General features: G+C 48.7%; 20 protein-coding genes and 1 pseudogene. 8 read left to right on the top strand and 13 right to left on the bottom strand.

The genetic code is table 11. The features are described from left to right. Window positions 1-163: 163 nt before the first annotated feature. Complete coding sequence (locus tag L855_RS11890; RefSeq protein ID WP_159788276.1) at window positions 164-1,546, top strand: TIGR03279 family radical SAM protein; 1,383 nt, start codon at window positions 164-166, stop codon at window positions 1,544-1,546. Here L855_RS11890 and dpsA read toward each other — a convergent pair. Beyond that, window positions 1,536-2,063, bottom strand: coding sequence for a DNA starvation/stress protection protein DpsA (dpsA, locus tag L855_RS11885; protein WP_159788274.1), 528 nt, complete (start codon window positions 2,061-2,063; stop codon window positions 1,536-1,538). The genes L855_RS11890 and dpsA overlap by 11 nt on opposite strands. A gap of 429 nt (window positions 2,064-2,492) precedes the next feature. Between dpsA and L855_RS11880 the strand changes: the two genes are divergently transcribed. Together L855_RS11880 and L855_RS11875 are read left to right on the top strand one after the other, a co-directional pair. Then, on the top strand, window positions 2,493-2,723 hold the full coding sequence (locus L855_RS11880; protein WP_159788272.1) for an Asr1405/Asl0597 family protein: 231 nt from the start codon (window positions 2,493-2,495) through the stop codon (window positions 2,721-2,723). Between the two features lie 31 nt (window positions 2,724-2,754). Next, the gene (locus tag L855_RS11875) at window positions 2,755-3,549 is read left to right on the top strand and encodes a TrmH family RNA methyltransferase (RefSeq protein ID WP_159788270.1); all 795 of its coding nucleotides are present in this window, start codon (window positions 2,755-2,757) and stop codon (window positions 3,547-3,549) included. On the opposite strand, the gene L855_RS11870 is transcribed toward L855_RS11875, so the two are convergent. Then, window positions 3,546-3,776, bottom strand: a complete 231-nt coding sequence (locus tag L855_RS11870; RefSeq protein ID WP_159788268.1) for a hypothetical protein — start codon at window positions 3,774-3,776, stop codon at window positions 3,546-3,548. The genes L855_RS11875 and L855_RS11870 overlap by 4 nt on opposite strands. A 218-nt stretch (window positions 3,777-3,994) precedes the next feature. On the opposite strand from L855_RS11870, the gene lpdA reads away from it, so the two are divergent. Further along, window positions 3,995-5,428: a dihydrolipoyl dehydrogenase gene (lpdA, locus tag L855_RS11865; RefSeq protein ID WP_159788266.1), complete on the top strand. Its 1,434-nt coding sequence runs from the start codon at window positions 3,995-3,997 to the stop codon at window positions 5,426-5,428. A 45-nt stretch (window positions 5,429-5,473) separates the two neighbouring features. Here the strand turns inward: lpdA and L855_RS11860 are convergent, their stop codons facing one another. Next, window positions 5,474-6,379 (bottom strand): FG-GAP repeat domain-containing protein, encoded by a 906-nt coding sequence (locus L855_RS11860; RefSeq protein ID WP_159788264.1) that lies wholly within the window; start codon window positions 6,377-6,379, stop codon window positions 5,474-5,476. Between the two features lie 204 nt (window positions 6,380-6,583). Here L855_RS11860 and L855_RS11855 point away from each other — a divergent pair, with 204 nt between their 5' ends. Next, window positions 6,584-7,375: a DUF1361 domain-containing protein gene (locus L855_RS11855; protein WP_159788262.1), complete on the top strand. Its 792-nt coding sequence runs from the start codon at window positions 6,584-6,586 to the stop codon at window positions 7,373-7,375. Between the two features lie 73 nt (window positions 7,376-7,448). On the opposite strand, the gene L855_RS11850 is transcribed toward L855_RS11855, so the two are convergent. Beyond that, window positions 7,449-8,435, bottom strand: a complete 987-nt coding sequence (locus L855_RS11850; protein WP_159788260.1) for a nodulation protein NodZ — start codon at window positions 8,433-8,435, stop codon at window positions 7,449-7,451. Window positions 8,436-8,784: 349 nt separating this feature from the next. Between L855_RS11850 and acnB the strand changes: the two genes are divergently transcribed. Next, on the top strand, window positions 8,785-11,388 hold the full coding sequence (acnB, locus tag L855_RS11845; RefSeq protein ID WP_159788258.1) for a bifunctional aconitate hydratase 2/2-methylisocitrate dehydratase: 2,604 nt from the start codon (window positions 8,785-8,787) through the stop codon (window positions 11,386-11,388). Window positions 11,389-12,014: 626 nt separating this feature from the next. Next, on the top strand, window positions 12,015-12,272 hold the full coding sequence (locus L855_RS11835) for a DUF2442 domain-containing protein (RefSeq protein ID WP_159788254.1): 258 nt from the start codon (window positions 12,015-12,017) through the stop codon (window positions 12,270-12,272). A 146-nt stretch (window positions 12,273-12,418) separates the two neighbouring features. Here L855_RS11835 and L855_RS11830 read toward each other — a convergent pair whose 3' ends face one another. The 9 genes and pseudogenes from L855_RS11830 to L855_RS22855 form a co-directional block, all read right to left on the bottom strand. Beyond that, a complete protein-coding gene (locus tag L855_RS11830) occupies window positions 12,419-12,763 on the bottom strand; it encodes a hypothetical protein (RefSeq protein WP_159788252.1) in 345 nt (114 codons plus the stop codon). 69 nt (window positions 12,764-12,832) lie between these two features. Continuing rightward, complete coding sequence (locus L855_RS22220) at window positions 12,833-12,955, bottom strand: hypothetical protein (protein WP_281349499.1); 123 nt, start codon at window positions 12,953-12,955, stop codon at window positions 12,833-12,835. A gap of 62 nt (window positions 12,956-13,017) precedes the next feature. Further along, the gene (locus L855_RS11820; RefSeq protein WP_159788248.1) at window positions 13,018-13,365 is read right to left on the bottom strand and encodes a hypothetical protein; all 348 of its coding nucleotides are present in this window, start codon (window positions 13,363-13,365) and stop codon (window positions 13,018-13,020) included. 50 nt (window positions 13,366-13,415) lie between these two features. Then, window positions 13,416-13,625, bottom strand: coding sequence for an NACHT C-terminal alpha/beta 1 domain-containing protein (locus tag L855_RS11815; RefSeq protein WP_159788246.1), 210 nt, complete (start codon window positions 13,623-13,625; stop codon window positions 13,416-13,418). Next, window positions 13,609-14,337: pseudogene (locus L855_RS11810) on the bottom strand (ISAs1 family transposase); the annotation flags it as partial. The pseudogene L855_RS11810 and the gene L855_RS11815, both read right to left, overlap by 17 nt. A gap of 95 nt (window positions 14,338-14,432) precedes the next feature. Beyond that, window positions 14,433-14,897: a type II toxin-antitoxin system VapC family toxin gene (locus tag L855_RS11805; protein ID WP_159788242.1), complete on the bottom strand. Its 465-nt coding sequence runs from the start codon at window positions 14,895-14,897 to the stop codon at window positions 14,433-14,435. Window positions 14,898-15,232: 335 nt separating this feature from the next. Then, window positions 15,233-15,616, bottom strand: a complete 384-nt coding sequence (locus tag L855_RS11795; protein WP_159788238.1) for a type II toxin-antitoxin system VapC family toxin — start codon at window positions 15,614-15,616, stop codon at window positions 15,233-15,235. After that, window positions 15,609-15,845 carry a hypothetical protein gene (locus L855_RS11790; RefSeq protein ID WP_159788236.1) on the bottom strand — a complete coding sequence of 79 codons (237 nt, stop codon included), beginning with the start codon at window positions 15,843-15,845 and terminating at the stop codon, window positions 15,609-15,611. Before L855_RS11790 ends, L855_RS11795 begins: the two co-directional genes overlap by 8 nt. An 82-nt stretch (window positions 15,846-15,927) precedes the next feature. Then, window positions 15,928-16,038 carry an NACHT C-terminal alpha/beta 1 domain-containing protein gene (locus L855_RS22855; protein WP_425500605.1) on the bottom strand — a complete coding sequence of 37 codons (111 nt, stop codon included), beginning with the start codon at window positions 16,036-16,038 and terminating at the stop codon, window positions 15,928-15,930. Here L855_RS22855 and L855_RS11785 point away from each other — a divergent pair. Next, window positions 16,019-16,255: a hypothetical protein gene (locus L855_RS11785; protein ID WP_159788234.1), complete on the top strand. Its 237-nt coding sequence runs from the start codon at window positions 16,019-16,021 to the stop codon at window positions 16,253-16,255. The two genes, L855_RS22855 and L855_RS11785, sit on opposite strands and share 20 nt — an antisense overlap. The last annotated feature ends 75 nt before the right edge of the window (window positions 16,256-16,330 follow it).

Raw genomic sequence — 16,330 nt, 5'->3', positions numbered from 1 at the left:
CATCTGCCCTCATATCCGTTCAATATCGTTGGCCACTCTTCCTATAATAGGCTGACATGATAATAGGGAATTGCCCAGTTTCGCTACGAAATCTGGGTTATTCCTGTTTTAGAAGCTTCCTCTATTCATAACTCCCCATCAATAACTCCCTATACTTGCTGTTATGAGTCGTTCAACCATTCAACCTGCCCTCGTCACCAGGGTTCTGCCGGGTTCCATTGCTGAGGAGATTGGCTTTCAAGCGGGCGATCGCCTGGTATCCATCAACGATATCTCACCGCGAGACTTAATCGACTATCAATTTCTTTGTGCTGACGAAATTCTCACCCTGAAAGTTCTCGACAGCGACGACGAACTCCATGACGTAGAAATCGAGAAAGACTACGATGCCGATTTAGGCTTAGAGTTTTCGTCTGCCTTATTCGACAATCTCATTCAATGTAATAATCGTTGCCCCTTTTGCTTTATTGACCAAAAACCGCCGGGGATGCGGGATACTCTCTATCTCAAAGACGACGATTATCGCCTCAGCTTTCTCTATGGTTCCTATCTCACCCTGACGAACCTCCCCCCCGCCGAATGGGAACGCATCGAACAACTGCGACTCTCTCCGTTATATGTATCCGTTCACGCCACCGAATCCGAGGTGCGATCGCGCCTGCTGAAAAACCCCCGCGCCGGACAAATCCTAGAGCAGTTACAATGGTTCCAAGAGCGGCGTTTACAAATTCATGCCCAAGTTGTGGTTTGCCCCGGGATTAACGACGGCATTCACCTCGAACGAACCCTACAAGACTTAGCTCAATTCGGCAAAAACCTCGATGACGATGATATTCCCGCCGTGGCTTCCGTCGCCGTCGTTCCTGTTGGCTTAACCCGCTTTCGCCCTCCCGAAGATGAACTCATCCCCGTCTCCGCAGAAACCGCCCAAACCGTCATCCAAAAGGTTCAGGCCCTACAACCCCAATTCCGAGAACAATTGGGTTCAACCTTTGCCTGGTTAGCCGACGAGTGGTTTCTCCTCGCGGGCCAGGAAATGCCGGAACGAGTTGACTACGAAGGCTATCCCCAAATTGATAATGGTGTCGGTTCGATTCGTCTCTTCCTCGATGAATTTCGGGACATTGCCCAGCAACGGCTTCCCTCTAAGATTGAGTCACCCCGTCACCTCACCTGGGTAGTCGGGAATGCCGTCAGAACTGCCTTCGGGGAGATTCTACACCAACTTAACGCCGTCGAGGGGCTAACGGTGGAGATGGTAAGCCTCAATAGCGAGTTTTGGGGGCAAGAGATTAGTGTGACTGGGGTTCTCACTGGTTCTGATGTCAAGCGAGGCTTACACAACCGGCGACATCATCTCGGTAATGGGATTATTTTACCCACCGTGATGCTCAAACATGGGGAAACCCGGTTCCTTGACGATGTTACCGTCGAAGACTTAGAACGAGAATTTGGCATTCCCATCCTCCTCGCCAATGGAACCGAGGGGTTAATCCAAGCCTGTTTGACGCCCAGTCTAAGTCGGCTCACTCAAATTAGGCTTTGAGGCTATCGGGAGCGAGGAAGTGGGCAATGTGATAGGCCCGTTCCTCGGTTTTCAGGAGCATTTCCTCGTAGAGATAACGGCTGGCGCGATCGCCCAAACTCTCACATTGAGCGGCTTGGGAGCGTAGCAGAGAAATAGCCGCCTGTTCGGCGGTTAAGTCCGCTTCGAGCATTTGGCGAGCCGAAAACACGCCATCTTCCTCGGGTTCAAAGGCACAAAGTTCAGCCAATTTTGTGAAACTGGCCGCCGGAACGCCCCCCAATCCGTTAAGGCGTTCTCCTAAATCATGAACATGACCGGAAACTTCATCATAGCACTCCTGAAAAAACTCATGGAGTTGATAAAATTCGGCTCCTTCAACGACAAAGTGATGTTTTTGATATTGCAAATACAGCGCTTGGAATGTGGCGAGAAGGGTATTCAAACCTTCGCACAGGGGTTCCGTCGTCGTTTTTGGGAGTAAAACGGGGTTGTCGGCAACCTGCTCAAATGCTTGTACAGGGGTTGCTGTAGCCATTGGTGTTCTCCTGAATGATTTTAGATTCGCTTGTCAGGTATCAATGACATTTTTGCCATCACCTTGATTAGAACACAGTAATTTTTTATTTTCAAGGCTATTTTTTTTTGAAAAGCTATTAAAAAAAAACTATTCTCGATGCTATTGAGAATAGTTATCAAGTCAGCTAAAAACCTCGAAATAGTAAGGGTTTTCAAGGTTAGCTAGTTACCAGAATTTGTTTTAAAAATAGTCATGCGTAACTAAAGATATATAGTGTTTAATCGTCAACACAGGTGACCAACCTGCGGATTTAGGAGTTGAGGCAGCTTAATGGGTGCGATCGCCCGCTAATATTACAAAATGTAAAGAAGTGATGAGCCGATTGCCCTCCTGAGAGAGATGCGCTTATAATCGGAACAATTTATTGAGATTAACTATCATTAGCTGATGTCCCTCTCCCCATCACAGCTCAAAATTCACGGATGCAGCCGGTGGTGTATTTACCACCGCTTAAAGGATTTAGGGATTAGCTGTCAATGCAGTCCCTATCGTCCTCTGGATGTAACGGTGACAACTCCCTTAGAGTTATTGCAAATTTGGAGCGTTACTCGGCAGTACAGTAGCCCTCCAGAATTACTCAAAGATTGGTTGAAACAATGTTGGCAGCAAGAGGGATGATGGAACCATAGCATTGTCCCTTACCACCGTTATGCTCACGAGCCTCCAAAATCCCCTCATCAAACAACTGCGCAAACTCCAACAAACCAAACAGCGTCGCCTCCAGCAACAGTTCCTCCTCGAAGGAACCCACCTCATCGAAGAAGCCAGCCGCCATCACCATTCCCTCGATGTTCTCTGTCATACTCCTGCCTGGGGCGATCGCCATCCCCAACTTCTCAGGCAACTCCAGGCCCAACGCATCGAACTTGTCAGCGAGGATGTCTTAAATGCCCTAGCCACCACCGTCAACCCCGATGGCGTTATCGCCACTGCCCCCCAAACAGCCCCCTCGCCTCCCAATCTATTGCCCTCGGGAGTGGGATTTGCCCTGGAACGTCTGCAAGATCCGGGAAATTTGGGAACCCTCATCCGTACCGCTGTCGCCGCTGAAATCGATGGATTGTGGTTAAGCCAAGATAGCGTCGATCGCACCTCCCCCAAAGTCTTACGGGCTTCGGCGGGAACCTGGTTTCAAATGCCGATGCTTCCCTGTGAGAACCTCCTCGCAACGGTACAAGACTATCAGCAACAGGGGGTGCAAATTGTCGCCACCTGTTTAGATAGCCCCCTCACCTATTGGGATGTGAACTGGAAACAGCCCTCGTTAATTCTTCTGGGAAATGAAGGGGCGGGATTATCGCCTCAACTCCTCGACATTGCCGATGTGCAGGTTACCATCCCCATCAGCCCCAACGCCGAATCCCTCAATGTGGCGATCGCCGCCGCCCTGTTGGCCTTTGAAGTCAGACGACAACGACAGGCTGCGACATCAAGGCCCGACTAATCGGAATCTGGGGAATTGGGGTTTTTCGATTCTAGGAATTGTTCAATATCGGCGATCGCATCTTCCCAGATCGCTAAATCCGTCGGCATATCACTGGGGGGTTCAACGGGTTTCGCCTTGGATGTCTCAGAGTCTGGGGGATGGCTGTTCATCGCTTTACGCAACCGTTCCAGGGTTTCTTGGAATGTCGGTTCAGCATCCGGGCGATCGGGAGTGTTATGTTCCATAAGTCGAGAAAGAAGCAAGGGGGCAAACGCTATTTCGGCGTTACCCAAACGAGATTAGGCTACCCAATCTAAGCAATAAACCGGGCGATCGCGGCATATCTCGCCGATCCTAACAAACTTTTTTCCCCCCTCCCAACCCCCGCCCCTCCAGCAAAGAGTTGTCCGATCGCCCCCGTACAGTTGAAAATAGGAAGGCTAAACGCACAGAGAAACTACTTATGAGTCAAGGGTTTGATTACGATCTCATTATTATCGGTGCCGGTGTCGGGGGCCATGGTGCAGCCCTCCACGCCGTCGCCCAGGGGCTAAACACCGCCATTATCGAAGCCGCTGAAATGGGCGGAACCTGCATCAATCGCGGCTGCATTCCCTCCAAAGCCCTCCTCGCCGCCTCCGGGCGGGTGCGGGAACTCCGTCAAACCCAACACCTGCGATCGATGGGAGTTCACGTGGGGGAAGTTCAATATGATCGCCAGGGAATCGCCGATCACGCCGATAACCTGGTAAACACCATTCGCGACAACATGACGAACAGCCTCAAACGCCTCGGAGTGGATATCATCCAAGGCTGGGGTAAAGTTGCCGCCTCACAAAAAGTCACTGTGGAAACTGCCGACGGGGAAAAAACCTACAGTGCTGAGAATATCATTCTCGCCCCTGGTTCCGTTCCCTTTGTTCCCCCCGGCATTGAGATTGATGGTAAAACCGTCTTTACCAGTGATGATGCCCTGAAACTAGAGACAGTTCCCCCCTGGATTACGATTATCGGCAGTGGCTACATCGGGTTAGAGTTCGCCGATGTCTATTCCGCCCTGGGTTCAGAGATTACCATGGTGGAAGCCCTCGACAAACTCATGCCCACCTTCGATCCCGATATTGCCAAAATCGCCAAACGGGTATTGTTGGATGCCCGAGATGTGGAAACCTACGCCGGTGTCTTCGCCACGAAAATCACCCCAGGAACCCCGGTGACGATTGAGTTGACGGATGCGAAATCTAAGGAAGTCGTCGAAGTCTTGGAAGTCGACGCCTGTTTGGTAGCCACGGGGCGAATTCCTGTCACGGATAAGCTGAATTTAGAAGCGGTGGGAGTGGAAACCGATCGCCGAGGCTTTATTCCGGTTAATGATTCTCTACAAGTTACCGCTAATGGGGAAGCGGTGCCGCATCTCTGGGCCATTGGCGATGCCACGGGTAAGATGATGTTAGCCCATGCCGCCTCGGCTCAAGGGGTTGCCGTGGTTGAGACGATTCAAGGGCGCGATCGCCAGATTGACTATCGCAGCATCCCAGCGGCAGCCTTTACCCATCCCGAAATCAGTTTTGTGGGCTTAACGGAACCCCAAGCCAAGGAGTTAGGAGAGTCGGAAGGCTTTGAGGTGGCAACGGCGCGAACCTATTTCAAGGCCAATTCTAAGGCCTTAGCTGAAGCAGAAACCGACGGTATTGCCAAGATTATCTACCGTAAGGATACGGGGGAATTGTTGGGAGTTCATATTATTGGCATTCACGCGGCGGATTTGATTCAGGAGGCCGCCAATGCGATCGCCAATCGCCAATCGGTGCGTGAGTTAGCCTTTAATGTGCATACTCACCCCACCCTCTGCGAAGTTTTGGATGAGGCTTATAAACGCAGCTTAGAAGCGGCGTGATTGCCTGAAACCGAATGACTTAAATTTCGGGTTTGTTGTGGTGGGTTAGTTCCTGCCACAACCACCAGGTAAATCCGACTCCTCAATATAGCCCCAGTCGAGCAAAAAGGCCTGTAACGCCGTTGGGAAGTCGGGATGTTTTCCAACCATCTCTCGCTCCTCATTATAGATATTATATCCCCCGATTCCTGAGTCATCATCGGGGTCATAATGGGCCAACATAAATTCCCACCCTTCTTCAAACTCTCCTAAAAGGGCTTTTTGGGCAACGTAACCGGCTAAAATTCCGTTCACTTCATGGTTGCGTTCTTGGAGTGCCAGATACATCTGCCAAGCTACAGAGCGTAATTGTTCAGGATGTTCTCGGCTAACATCGTGAAATTCTCCATCTTGGAAACTTAGGATGCGAGAGGGAGGAACGGAACCAGCAAAGGAACTAAAGGCATAGAAAAAGGGTTGAGCCAATGTTAGATATTCGAGTTTGCCATCTCCATTAATATCTTTAAATGTTCCGCCTCCTAATTGTTCCCGACCGATAGATATTTTATCAAAATCATTACCATTCCAGCTATAAACATTATGGGTTGTACAACAATGAGCGCCGCCACTAAATCCAGATACGATAACTTCTGGCGTGCCATTATTGTTGATATCTTGGAGGCTAACATGACCCAAATTCACGGCTAGAATTTCATCATTCACACGAAACGAACCTAGCCAATCTTGATACAAAATGGTATAATGAAGGTTGCCATCATGGCCAAGATTATTTCGTTCAGGATGTCCCTCATAGCGAACGGAAACCCGGATATTTCCATCACGGAGTTCACGCTGTCTTAAGGGAGGCGTGTCGGAATCAATGTAAAGGGCTGGATGGGCGATCGCCCCAGACATCCAGGTACAACTCACTAACCCCAAGCCGGAGAGAATCTGAATTAGTCGCCGATACATCACGTATAAATACATAAACTCTATATCTTCGTTCAGTCTTGCAACTTGAAAACCGGATAGTTTTGTCATCAGTCAGGGCGATCGCCTCAACAAACGCGTAGACTGTCAAGGGATTGACACATCCTCTTCATATTTTGTTATAAATTATGGGTTAGCCTAAAGTAAACGTCTTCTATTGTCGCCATTACCGAGGTTAACCAACGGATGTATCACGATATTCTCCAAATCCTCGATCGCAATTCAGCCTGGATGCAATGGAATCTCTTTTTAGCCTTGATTCCGCTGCTGCTGAGTTTCTATCTATTCAATCCCACTGCTTCCTCTACCTTGCGTTGGGGAACCGGGTTTTTGACAGGAATGTTGGGGATTTTCTCGTTCTCCTCCATCGCCTCAATCAGTCTGGCATTGCTGCGACAGGGTTCAATTCTCTATCTCCTATTTGCGGTTTTGCTAGTTTCAGGAATTGCGGGGATGGATGCGTTGTGTTTTCCGGGGCGATCGCGTTCAACGTTATGGTGGTTTGGCGGTATTGTTTTCATCCTCTTTCTCCCCAACGCCCCCTATTTACTCACCGATATTATTCATTTGATTGAAGATATCCGACAAACTCGCTCCATTTGGGTGTTAACTCTATTTGCGATTCCTCTGTATATCGTTGTTTTAAGTTTAGGATTTGCCGCCTACACAGTCTCGTTAGTTAATCTATCGAGTTATTTAAAAGTTCAGAAATTACCTCGTTGGATTGTGCCCACCGAATGGACAATTCATATTCTGAGTGCGATCGGCATTTGTTTAGGACGATTTGAACGCTTTAACAGTTGGGATTTATTTACCCATCCTAGATTGGTAATTCGCCAATTGCTAACCTATTTTACCAATCCTTATGATTGGCTCATTATTGGCGTTAGCTTTGTGGTTTTGATGGGTCTGTATTCACTAGCGAAATTCCTCATGAACTCCGTGGCGATCGCCCATAACATCAAAGTTACCCAATAACTGTTTCGACCTATTTCTACTCCAGCCAAAAACATGAGAATTGTTGCATTGCCCACCCTGTCATAAATTGAATTTAAGGGTTAATGTTAAGATTTTTGGCTGTATTAATCAACTTATGTTTAATACGCCTCACTAGCGAGTGCTCCTCATCAATGTCATAATAACGTGCATTGGGCTGCGTCATAAGGAGACTTGACAAAAAACCAAAAGATGAGCGGGACGCAAAAATGAGGTTATCACAAGCAGCCAGTAAATATAAATCCACAAGAGCCTCAATTCCATTTTGCACTAAGTTCTGACATTCTTCAGGATTTTGATGTAATCGTTTTCCTGACTGTGAGAACCACTTATCCGTTGAAATTACATTGGGAAACTTATCCTTAAATGAATGTAAAACCTCCTGAGAGTCCGTTGCCAAGAAAATCTTAAAATTACCATGCTGAAAGCGAGTTAACCGAGTGATTGAGCGCACTGCAAATTCAATCTCAGTCAACGGAACCTTCATGTCTGAATAGCGAATATGAACCCCGACCATATAATTTTCAAAGTTTTCCCTCTTGAACTCATCCACCTGTGACTTAATATCTTCTTTTACAAATAAATTGTCTTTCAAGATAGATTTTAATATCTCCCGAATCGTCATAGTGGCCAACCTACTCGTTTCCTGGGCCAACAAAGGACGCATCAAATTTATCTTATGAGTGTAAGCCGATAACACCAAAATATCTTCCTGAGAATCAAGTTGAGAGACATCAAACGACATATCCGAATATCCCGTTAATCCTAACTCATCTCGCAACGATCCCATAGAGCGATGAAGTTGATTTTTCCAAATAGCCGGATAGATTGAATCTGTCTCTGGCAAAACCTCAACTGATTCCGCTATTGGACAATCAAAATAGCGGAGAAACAAATTAGTCCCCGTATTTGAATAACTCCCATCTCGCCAATCCACCACCAACTGTCGCCCACTTAACTGAGCATACAAAATTCCCGTTGCAACCGCAAAAACCCGATTTCCAATGCCCGAAGTTCCTTTAACGACAATATACTGAGTCATGATTTCTACGGATAGAATTACCACGATTCTACACAGTGATTTAAGTTCGTCAAGACGAGTCCAAGCCAAAAAATGACCCTAGAAGCTGGAAAACGCTGATTTTCCCTGAAATTTGCCGACTCAGGGACTCCGTAATTTCCGAGGGGCAGGCTCCACAAAGTCAAGACATCGCCACATGGGGCCCATCCCAAACCGGATAAAATTCGTTACCTTAAAAACAGAATCCCTCAAAACCCTAGCGGTCATCCCCCCACTCACCGTAGGATTTTAAGAATCATTACCCAAACTTGACCGCTACAACCGCAGCCAAGGGGTATTGTCGTTTGAAGTGCAAGGAGAACCGAATCCAATGCTAGACGCATATCGCCAACACGCCGCCGAACGGGAAGCCCTGGGCATTCCCCCCCTTCCCCTAACCGCCGAACAAACCTCAGAACTCTGTGAACTCCTGAAAAATCCTCCCGAGGGCGAAGAAGGGTTCCTGATGCTGTTGCTGCGCGATCGCATTCCCCCCGGTGTTGACGAAGCCGCCTACGTCAAAGCCGGATTCCTCACCGCCATCGCCAAAGGAGAAATCGACTGTCCCCTCATCTCCCACCAGGGCGCCATCTCCCTGCTCGGAACCATGGTGGGCGGCTACAACGTCCAATCCCTCGTCGAACTACTCAAATCCCGCGACAGCAACCTAGCTGCCGCCGCAGCAACGGCTCTCAGTACCACCCTGCTAGTGTTCGACGCCTTCAACGACGTTCTCGCCCTCTCGGACGTTAACCCCTACGCCAAACAAGTCGTCGACGCGTGGTCTAATGGTGCCTGGTTCCTCGACAAACCCAAAGTCCCCGAAGCCATCACCGTCACCGTCTTCAAAGTTCCCGGCGAAACCAATACCGACGACCTCTCCCCCGCACCCCACGCCACCACCCGCCCCGACATTCCCCTCCACGCCCTTTCCATGCTGGAGTCCCTAATGCCCGAGGGGATTGAAACCATCGCCAAACTCAAAGAAAACGGCCATCCCGTGGCTTACGTTGGCGATGTCGTCGGAACCGGTTCCTCCCGTAAATCCGCCATCAACTCCCTGTTATGGCATATCGGTCATGACATCCCCCATGTCCCCAACAAACGTTCCGGCGGCTTCATCCTCGGTGGCAGTATCGCCCCGATTTTCTTCAACACCGCCGAAGACTCCGGTGGCTTCCCCATCGAGTGCGACGTCACCCAAATGGAAACCGGAGACATCATCACCATCCATCCCTACAAAGGAGAAATCACCAAAAATGGCGAACTCCTAACCACCTTCACCGTCAAACCGAACACCATCCTGGACGAAGTGCGGGCTGGCGGACGAATTCCCCTCCTAATTGGTCGCAGTCTCACCGACAAAACCCGCGAAGCCTTGGGCCTCGACATCACCGACCTGTTTTCCCGTCCTGAAATCCCCGAAGTCAGCGATAAAGGCTTCACCCTGGCCCAAAAAATGGTGGGACAAGCCTGTGGACTCCCCGGCGTGCGTCCCGGAACCTCCTGCGAACCAGTCATGACCACCGTTGGCTCCCAAGACACCACCGGCCCCATGACGCGGGACGAACTCAAGGAACTCGCCTGTCTCGGCTTCTCTGCCGACCTCACCCTACAAACCTTCTGCCACACCGCCGCCTATCCCAAGCCGGTGGACATCAACACCCACCGGGACCTGCCTGACTTCTTCTCCACCCGGGGCGGCGTCTCCCTCCGTCCAGGCGATGGCATCATCCATTCCTGGCTCAACCGGATGCTACTTCCCGACACCGTCGGCACCGGCGGCGACTCCCACACCCGTTTTCCCTTGGGGATTTCCTTCCCCGCCGGGTCTGGCTTAGTGGCCTTCGCCGCTGCCCTGGGGGTGATGCCCTTGGATATGCCAGAATCCGTGTTAGTGCGCTTCACTGGGGAGTTACAGCCCGGTGTCACCCTTCGGGATGTGGTCAACGCCATTCCCTGGGTTGCCATTCAAGAGGGCAAACTCACCGTCGGTAAAGAGAACAAGAAAAACCTCTTCGCCGGGCGGATTATGGAAATGGAAGGATTGCCTGATTTGAAAGTCGAGCAAGCCTTTGAGTTGACCGATGCAACGGCGGAGCGGTCTTGTTCGGGTTGCACCATTAAGTTAGGGACTGAGACCATTTCCGAGTATCTGCGATCAAACGTGGTGCTGTTGAAAAACATGGTGGCTCGCGGCTATCAGGATGCGCGCACTCTGATGCGTCGTGCGGCCAAGATGGAGGGGTGGTTAGCTAATCCTGAGTTAATGTCGGCGGATGAAGATGCCGAGTATGCGGACACCCTAGAGGTGAACCTCAGCGAGATTACCGAACCCATTGTCGCCGCGCCCAATGACCCGGACAATGTCAAGTTGATGTCTGAATGTAGCAATGACAAAATTGATGAGGTCTTCATCGGCTCTTGTATGACCAACATTGGCCATTACCGGGCAGCGGCGAAGGTGTTAGAAGGGGCTGGCCCGGTGAAAGTCCGACTCTGGATTTGTCCTCCCACGCGCATGGATGAGAAGCAATTACGCGAGGAAGGGGTCTATGGTGTCTTTGCGGCGGCGGGTGCGCGCACGGAGATGCCGGGATGTTCTCTCTGTATGGGCAACCAGGCCCGAGTCGAGGATGAGGCCACGGTCTTCTCCACCTCGACTCGTAATTTCAACAACCGTATGGGTAAAGGGGCGCGAGTCTATCTGGGTTCGGCGGAGTTAGCGGCGGTTTGTGCGCTACTCGGCCGCATTCCCACGAAGGAGGAATATCTGGAGATTATGAAGGACAAAATCGACCCGTTTGCGGGTGAGTTGTACCGCTATCTCAACTTCAATGAACTGGTTGGCTTTGAGGATGAGGGGCGCGTGATTCCCATCGAGGATATGCCGAAGATTGAGGATATCTTAGGAATGCCGGCTGGGGCGAAGTAAGTCACCCCGGGGCGACTCCTAGAAACCGGGTGTCTTGAAGACACTCGGTTTCTCACCCCCTCGGGTTGTTAGAATGGTGGCGTAGGTCATAACTGTTTAAACAGCCCAGCTATATGCCCGTAAACTATATCAAAGAATGCCCCAGAAGATTCGAGACTTGAAAAAGTCACTGGCTAAAGCAGGTTTTGTCAAGGTTTCTGCAAAAGGAAGCCATACTAAATACTAAATGGAAGCATCCTGGTTTATCTGTGATTCTAATTATTTCTGGGAATGATGGAAAAGATGCCAAGCGTCATCAAGAGAAACAAGTGTTTGAAGCCTTAAAACTATTAAGGAAAAACCAAAAATAAGAATAATTTTATGAGATACACGATTGTAATTCAATGGTCAAAACTCGACGACTGCTTCGTTGTCTTCTTACCTGATCTTGAAGATGTCATGCAGCCTGTCACTCATGGTGATAGCTATGGAGGCGCCTTTAAAAATGCTCAGGACGTGTTGAAACTGCTGGTTGAGTCGAGTCGTTTGGAAGGGAAGCCATTACCTCCAGTTAAACTTACATTTCAACCTGCTTAGTGAGTCAGAAAAGGGGCTAGATAACCCAGAAATTTCATGGGAGACTTGGCATGACGACTCCAGTAGTTAACGTTGACGAGCGCGTGAAAGATGTCTCATTTGATGAAGATTCAATAACGGTCTTTTTGATGGACGGCCGTGCGATTTCAGTTTCTTTAGTTTGGTATCCGAGGTTATACCATGCAACGCCAGAACAGCAAGAGGCTTGGGAAATTTGCGGCGGTGGATATGGCTTACATTGGGAAGACATTGATGAAGACTTGAGTACGGAAGGGATGTTGCGGGGCGCTCCTGCACCAGCAACGTAAAATGCACTTTATACTCTTCATTTTTCTCGTCGTCTCACAGCTTCAATTCGATGTTAGATAAGCATTTGTCTAACTTGACTTTCTCACAAAAATAAGTTGAGACCCAACCCGTGACAGTTTTTTTGAAAGGCGATCGCCACCCCATCTCACCCAGAATCACGAGCGATTTTATCCTTTAAAACCAACTTTAGCTCATCTGAAATGGGCAACCAAGCAATTTCGTTGCAGAGATTGGATCTCGATTCCCCATTTTGCTGGCGTGTCTTATAAATCTCAACCAACATCGACTCTAAACCATATTTAGCTAATGCGTCCGATGCCAGTCCAATAATTCCCAAAAAGACAATTCCGCCAATCATCCCACCTGGTCCTAACATCGCCAAGGCAGCCGTTATCGCGGCGGCTCCAGTCAACCCTGTTGTTGCCATGGTAATTAGGAGAATGACTGCTGGTAAGCCGACACCCGCTAGTTTTCTGACGATTTCATCCATTATGAACTCCTAAATTAATGTTAATGTAAAATTGCTAAATTGCCCAGCGATCGCCATAGTTGATTTTTTTCAGGTGTTAACAAGATTTTGTTGACCGAGTTCTAGGGAGATGCCACTGATGCGATCATCCCCGGGATGATAGGACAAGACTTCGATGCCAATGGGTTCATGGGTATCTCCATCTTTAAACAAGATAATATCGTTCTCAAGTTCGGTCGCAATTTGATTGGGGCAGGGAGATTGCCAAAAAATGGTTAAAAGTTCGGTTTCTGGTTCGTAAAATACTTTTGTTTGGGCCATAATTTCGCTCTGTTTTTTATTGCATCAGTTTGGTAAGCGGTAATCAAGTAACCCTCGCCATTTAAACGCCGAGCAACAGCAACTAGCCATCTTTGTGCTTTGATGGTGCGATAAAATACCAAAACGTTAATATCGCGCTGACTTTGGTGAATGGCATCGGGTTGATTCAGGGTTTGCTGAATTTTAGTTTCATAATGGGTAATATCGGGATGTTTGATCAGCAATGTTTGCCAGTAGTTTTCGGTAATGCGGACTGTAAACCCTAGGGGTGTAGAAACAATGAATTTAACACTTGGTTCCATCTTTGGGCAATTGGGCTAGGGCTTGTTGATATCTTAGCGGTTTTGGCTGTTTAAAGTTCTGTTAACCAGGTTTCAATGGCGGATATCAGATTCGGTTGATTGGGGGGAAAGCCTTTGAACGGCGCGTCTAGGGGGTCGTCGGTGAGGACGGCGATGGCGATGACCCCGGTGAGTGTTTCACAGAAGCTGATGAGTTCTGGGGTGGTTTGATTAAAGGTGACTCGGAGCGATCGCAGGGTAAACGCATCGGCAGTGGTCAACGGGTAACGCATCTTGACCCCCTTGTTGCTCAAACTCCTCAAAGTAAGCCCGAGCTGTAGCATGTAGACTGCCCTGATTCCCTTTGAGAGCCAAAATATAATCAGCCTTGGCCTCGTGAATCTGTTGAGCAATTGCCTTTTGAGTCCCCATGGCATCAATAGTGACAATCGCGCCGGCTAAGTCGAGTTGTTCGAGGAGCACAGGAATAGCTGTAATCTCATTGGATTTTGAATCCACAGGGGTTTGACCTAAAACCAATCGGTGTTCAGTAGACCAAGCACTGACGAGTTGTAAGGCTTTGAGGTGATGCTCTCGGTCATAGGAGCCTCGTAGGGTTTTGCCATCAATGGCTACTACGGTAGCGTCGAGGGTTTCGAGCAGACTGCCAATCCAATCCTGAAAGCGAGCTTCAAGTTGGCTCGGGTCAAGTCGAGACAAAACCCGCCTGAAGGTATCATGGGGGGGGATACCATTGGGCAACGAGAGGAACGTAGCTAACCAAGTTTGTTTGGCTTTGCCATAAGTCTCGATCGCATCCCAGCCTTCGGCACCCGACAGGACGGCCAACAGGGCAATAACCACGATATCAAAGAGTTGATGAGCACAGCGGCCCTCTACTCTGGGATCATCAAGGTCACCAAAATGAGCCTGAAGCGATGAGGAGACAGAAAAGGAGTCAGACATGGGTGTACAGGATGAGATTTGTGCCATTGTCCTCAAGTTAGCGTAAGTGGGTTAACAACGAAACCCATGCTAGTCCGCCTTTTGGGCGCATCCCTAGCTCTCCCCTTTTTGTTAAGTACAATTTATACCATTTTTGATGCGTTTACCCTGGGAGCGATCGGCTCAATTTGAGAACACCAAGAAAAGTCTTTGATGTTAAACGTGTAGATGCTGGTAACATCATGGGCTAACATAATTCCAATGTGCAGTAAATCAAAAACACCTCCATTGGTTACAGGTCTTTCTGACAATAAATCGCTCCAACGTTCAAACAGATCTACCGGAGTTGACAGTAAGCAGATATGGGGCATCTGACAAATTCGGTTAATGCGGATAATTGCTTCCGTTGGCTGTAAAGGGCTGGCTAAAATAGCCGGATTAGTAATATAGGAGTAAAATTCCGCTAAAACCTGCGATGAGACACACAAAATCTCCCGTTCAGTCGGTCTAAATAGTTCTAAAGCGGCTTGATGTTGAGGAGCTTTGGTATTAGCAACATAAGCGAGGACGTTCGTATCCAGATAAATTCGTTTAGCTTCTGTTACCATAAAGCATTGTTCGATTAAAGGGTTGGAGGATTTCGCTCTCAAAAAATAAGGAATTTAGGTCTGATTCTGAGAGATTTTCTGGGGCTGATGGGTTCTGCTGTTGATTAATCGTTTTAAAGGTTTCTATCATTAGATAAATTTGCTCGATTTGTTTTGGGGTGAGTCCGGTGATGTCAATAGTTTGAGTCATTTTTGAGTTGGGGGCTAGGGGTTGTTGACATTTTAGCCAATTTTGGCGCTAAGGGTCAGAAACCGGGTTTCTTGAATCCTCAAACCTCCTCTAACCCGGTTTCAATGGCGGATATCAGATGAGGTTGATTGGGGGGAAAACCTTTTTACCGAATCACTCGAATTTCGAGGTTAAGATTTAACTGACTCCCTTGGCGGTCTGCGGTGATCACGGGTTGATTGAGAACAAGACCCAGTGCTAAACAAGTGCGATCGCCAAGGGATAAGCCTAGAGGTTTAGTCATGGGTCGTAGCATACCCGCAATTTGAGCTTGCGGTTCATCAAAGGGAACAATTTTTAAGTTCAAGTCGGACAAAATTTGCAAAATCTCGGTTTCTGAGATGCCAATTTCTGCCAATCTAGCAATAACTTCCGATAAATTAATGGTGCTAATCGTTGCATTTTCAATCAAGTCTGTTATTTGTTCACTCCCGCTTTCTTGATTGAGAAATGCTAATATGGCAGAGGCATCCATGATGACATTACTCATGGATAGACTCGTGACGGCGTTCTTGAATCAGTTCCTCTGTTAGGTTCCGATTTTTCGCATATTTTTTGACTATTTTTTGAGCGTGGGTGAGGGGGCTGGTGGAGTCAGTTATTAGTGGGCGATCGCCTTGTTTCTGCTGTTGATTAATAGTGTTAAAGGTTTCTATCATCTTCTGAATTTGCTCGATTTGTTCTGGGGTGAGTCCAGTGACATCAAGAGTTTGAGTCATTGTTTAGTCAGGGGCTAGGGGTTGTTGACATTTTAGCTAATTTTGCCGCCAAGGGTCAGAAACCGGGTTTCTTGGTGGCTGCTTAAATCTCCCCTAACCAGGTTTCAATGGCTGATAACAGATTCGGTTGATTGGGGGGAAAGCCTTTTAACGGCGCTTCTAGGGGTTCCTCGGTGAGAAATGCAACGGCAATTACCCCGGTCAGTTTTTGGCAAAAGGCGATTCTCCTGCGGAGACGCTTCGCGAACGCTTCTGGGGTGGGTTGGGTCGGGGTGGAAATTCGCTACCGAAGAGAATGGCACGGTGGGGGAGGAGGTGGGGCGCGTTTGAGGGTTTTGAGGTGGCGATCGCAGTTCTGCGGGGTCTTCGTCGGGACAAGTGATGTCCCAAATCAGTTCGAGCCAGGGTGAGGGCGATTTCCCGTTCGCGGGTTTCGTTGGCGAGGATGTCGGCGTTGAGGCAATTCTAGGGGTTCGTCCGTGAGG

Source organism: Sodalinema gerasimenkoae IPPAS B-353 (genome assembly GCF_009846485.1).
GTDB classification, from domain to species: Bacteria; Cyanobacteriota; Cyanobacteriia; order Cyanobacteriales; family Geitlerinemataceae; genus Sodalinema; species Sodalinema gerasimenkoae.
The sequence above is the reverse complement of the archived record's forward strand: the minus strand, read 5'-3'. Positions and strand labels throughout refer to the sequence as shown.

Bases quoted from the DNA above. Each gene is read 5' to 3' on its own strand.
- dpsA (WP_159788274.1), bottom strand. From the start codon at position 2,063: ATGGCTACAGCAACCCCTGTACAAGCATTTGAGCAGGTTGCCGACAAC.
- L855_RS11890 (WP_159788276.1), top strand. From the start codon at position 164: ATGAGTCGTTCAACCATTCAACCTGCCCTCGTCACCAGGGTTCTGCCG.
- L855_RS11875 (WP_159788270.1), top strand. From the start codon at position 2,755: ATGCTCACGAGCCTCCAAAATCCCCTCATCAAACAACTGCGCAAACTC.
- L855_RS11860 (WP_159788264.1), bottom strand. From the start codon at position 6,379: ATGTATCGGCGACTAATTCAGATTCTCTCCGGCTTGGGGTTAGTGAGT.
- L855_RS11880 (WP_159788272.1), top strand. From the start codon at position 2,493: ATGTCCCTCTCCCCATCACAGCTCAAAATTCACGGATGCAGCCGGTGG.
- L855_RS11820 (WP_159788248.1), bottom strand. From the start codon at position 13,365: ATGGAACCAAGTGTTAAATTCATTGTTTCTACACCCCTAGGGTTTACA.
- L855_RS11830 (WP_159788252.1), bottom strand. From the start codon at position 12,763: ATGGATGAAATCGTCAGAAAACTAGCGGGTGTCGGCTTACCAGCAGTC.
- L855_RS11835 (WP_159788254.1), top strand. From the start codon at position 12,015: ATGACGACTCCAGTAGTTAACGTTGACGAGCGCGTGAAAGATGTCTCA.
- L855_RS11850 (WP_159788260.1), bottom strand. From the start codon at position 8,435: ATGACTCAGTATATTGTCGTTAAAGGAACTTCGGGCATTGGAAATCGG.
- L855_RS11790 (WP_159788236.1), bottom strand. From the start codon at position 15,845: ATGACTCAAACTCTTGATGTCACTGGACTCACCCCAGAACAAATCGAG.
- acnB (WP_159788258.1), top strand. From the start codon at position 8,785: ATGCTAGACGCATATCGCCAACACGCCGCCGAACGGGAAGCCCTGGGC.
- L855_RS11795 (WP_159788238.1), bottom strand. From the start codon at position 15,616: ATGAGTAATGTCATCATGGATGCCTCTGCCATATTAGCATTTCTCAAT.
- L855_RS11805 (WP_159788242.1), bottom strand. From the start codon at position 14,897: ATGGTAACAGAAGCTAAACGAATTTATCTGGATACGAACGTCCTCGCT.
- lpdA (WP_159788266.1), top strand. From the start codon at position 3,995: ATGAGTCAAGGGTTTGATTACGATCTCATTATTATCGGTGCCGGTGTC.
- L855_RS11855 (WP_159788262.1), top strand. From the start codon at position 6,584: ATGTATCACGATATTCTCCAAATCCTCGATCGCAATTCAGCCTGGATG.
- L855_RS11870 (WP_159788268.1), bottom strand. From the start codon at position 3,776: ATGGAACATAACACTCCCGATCGCCCGGATGCTGAACCGACATTCCAA.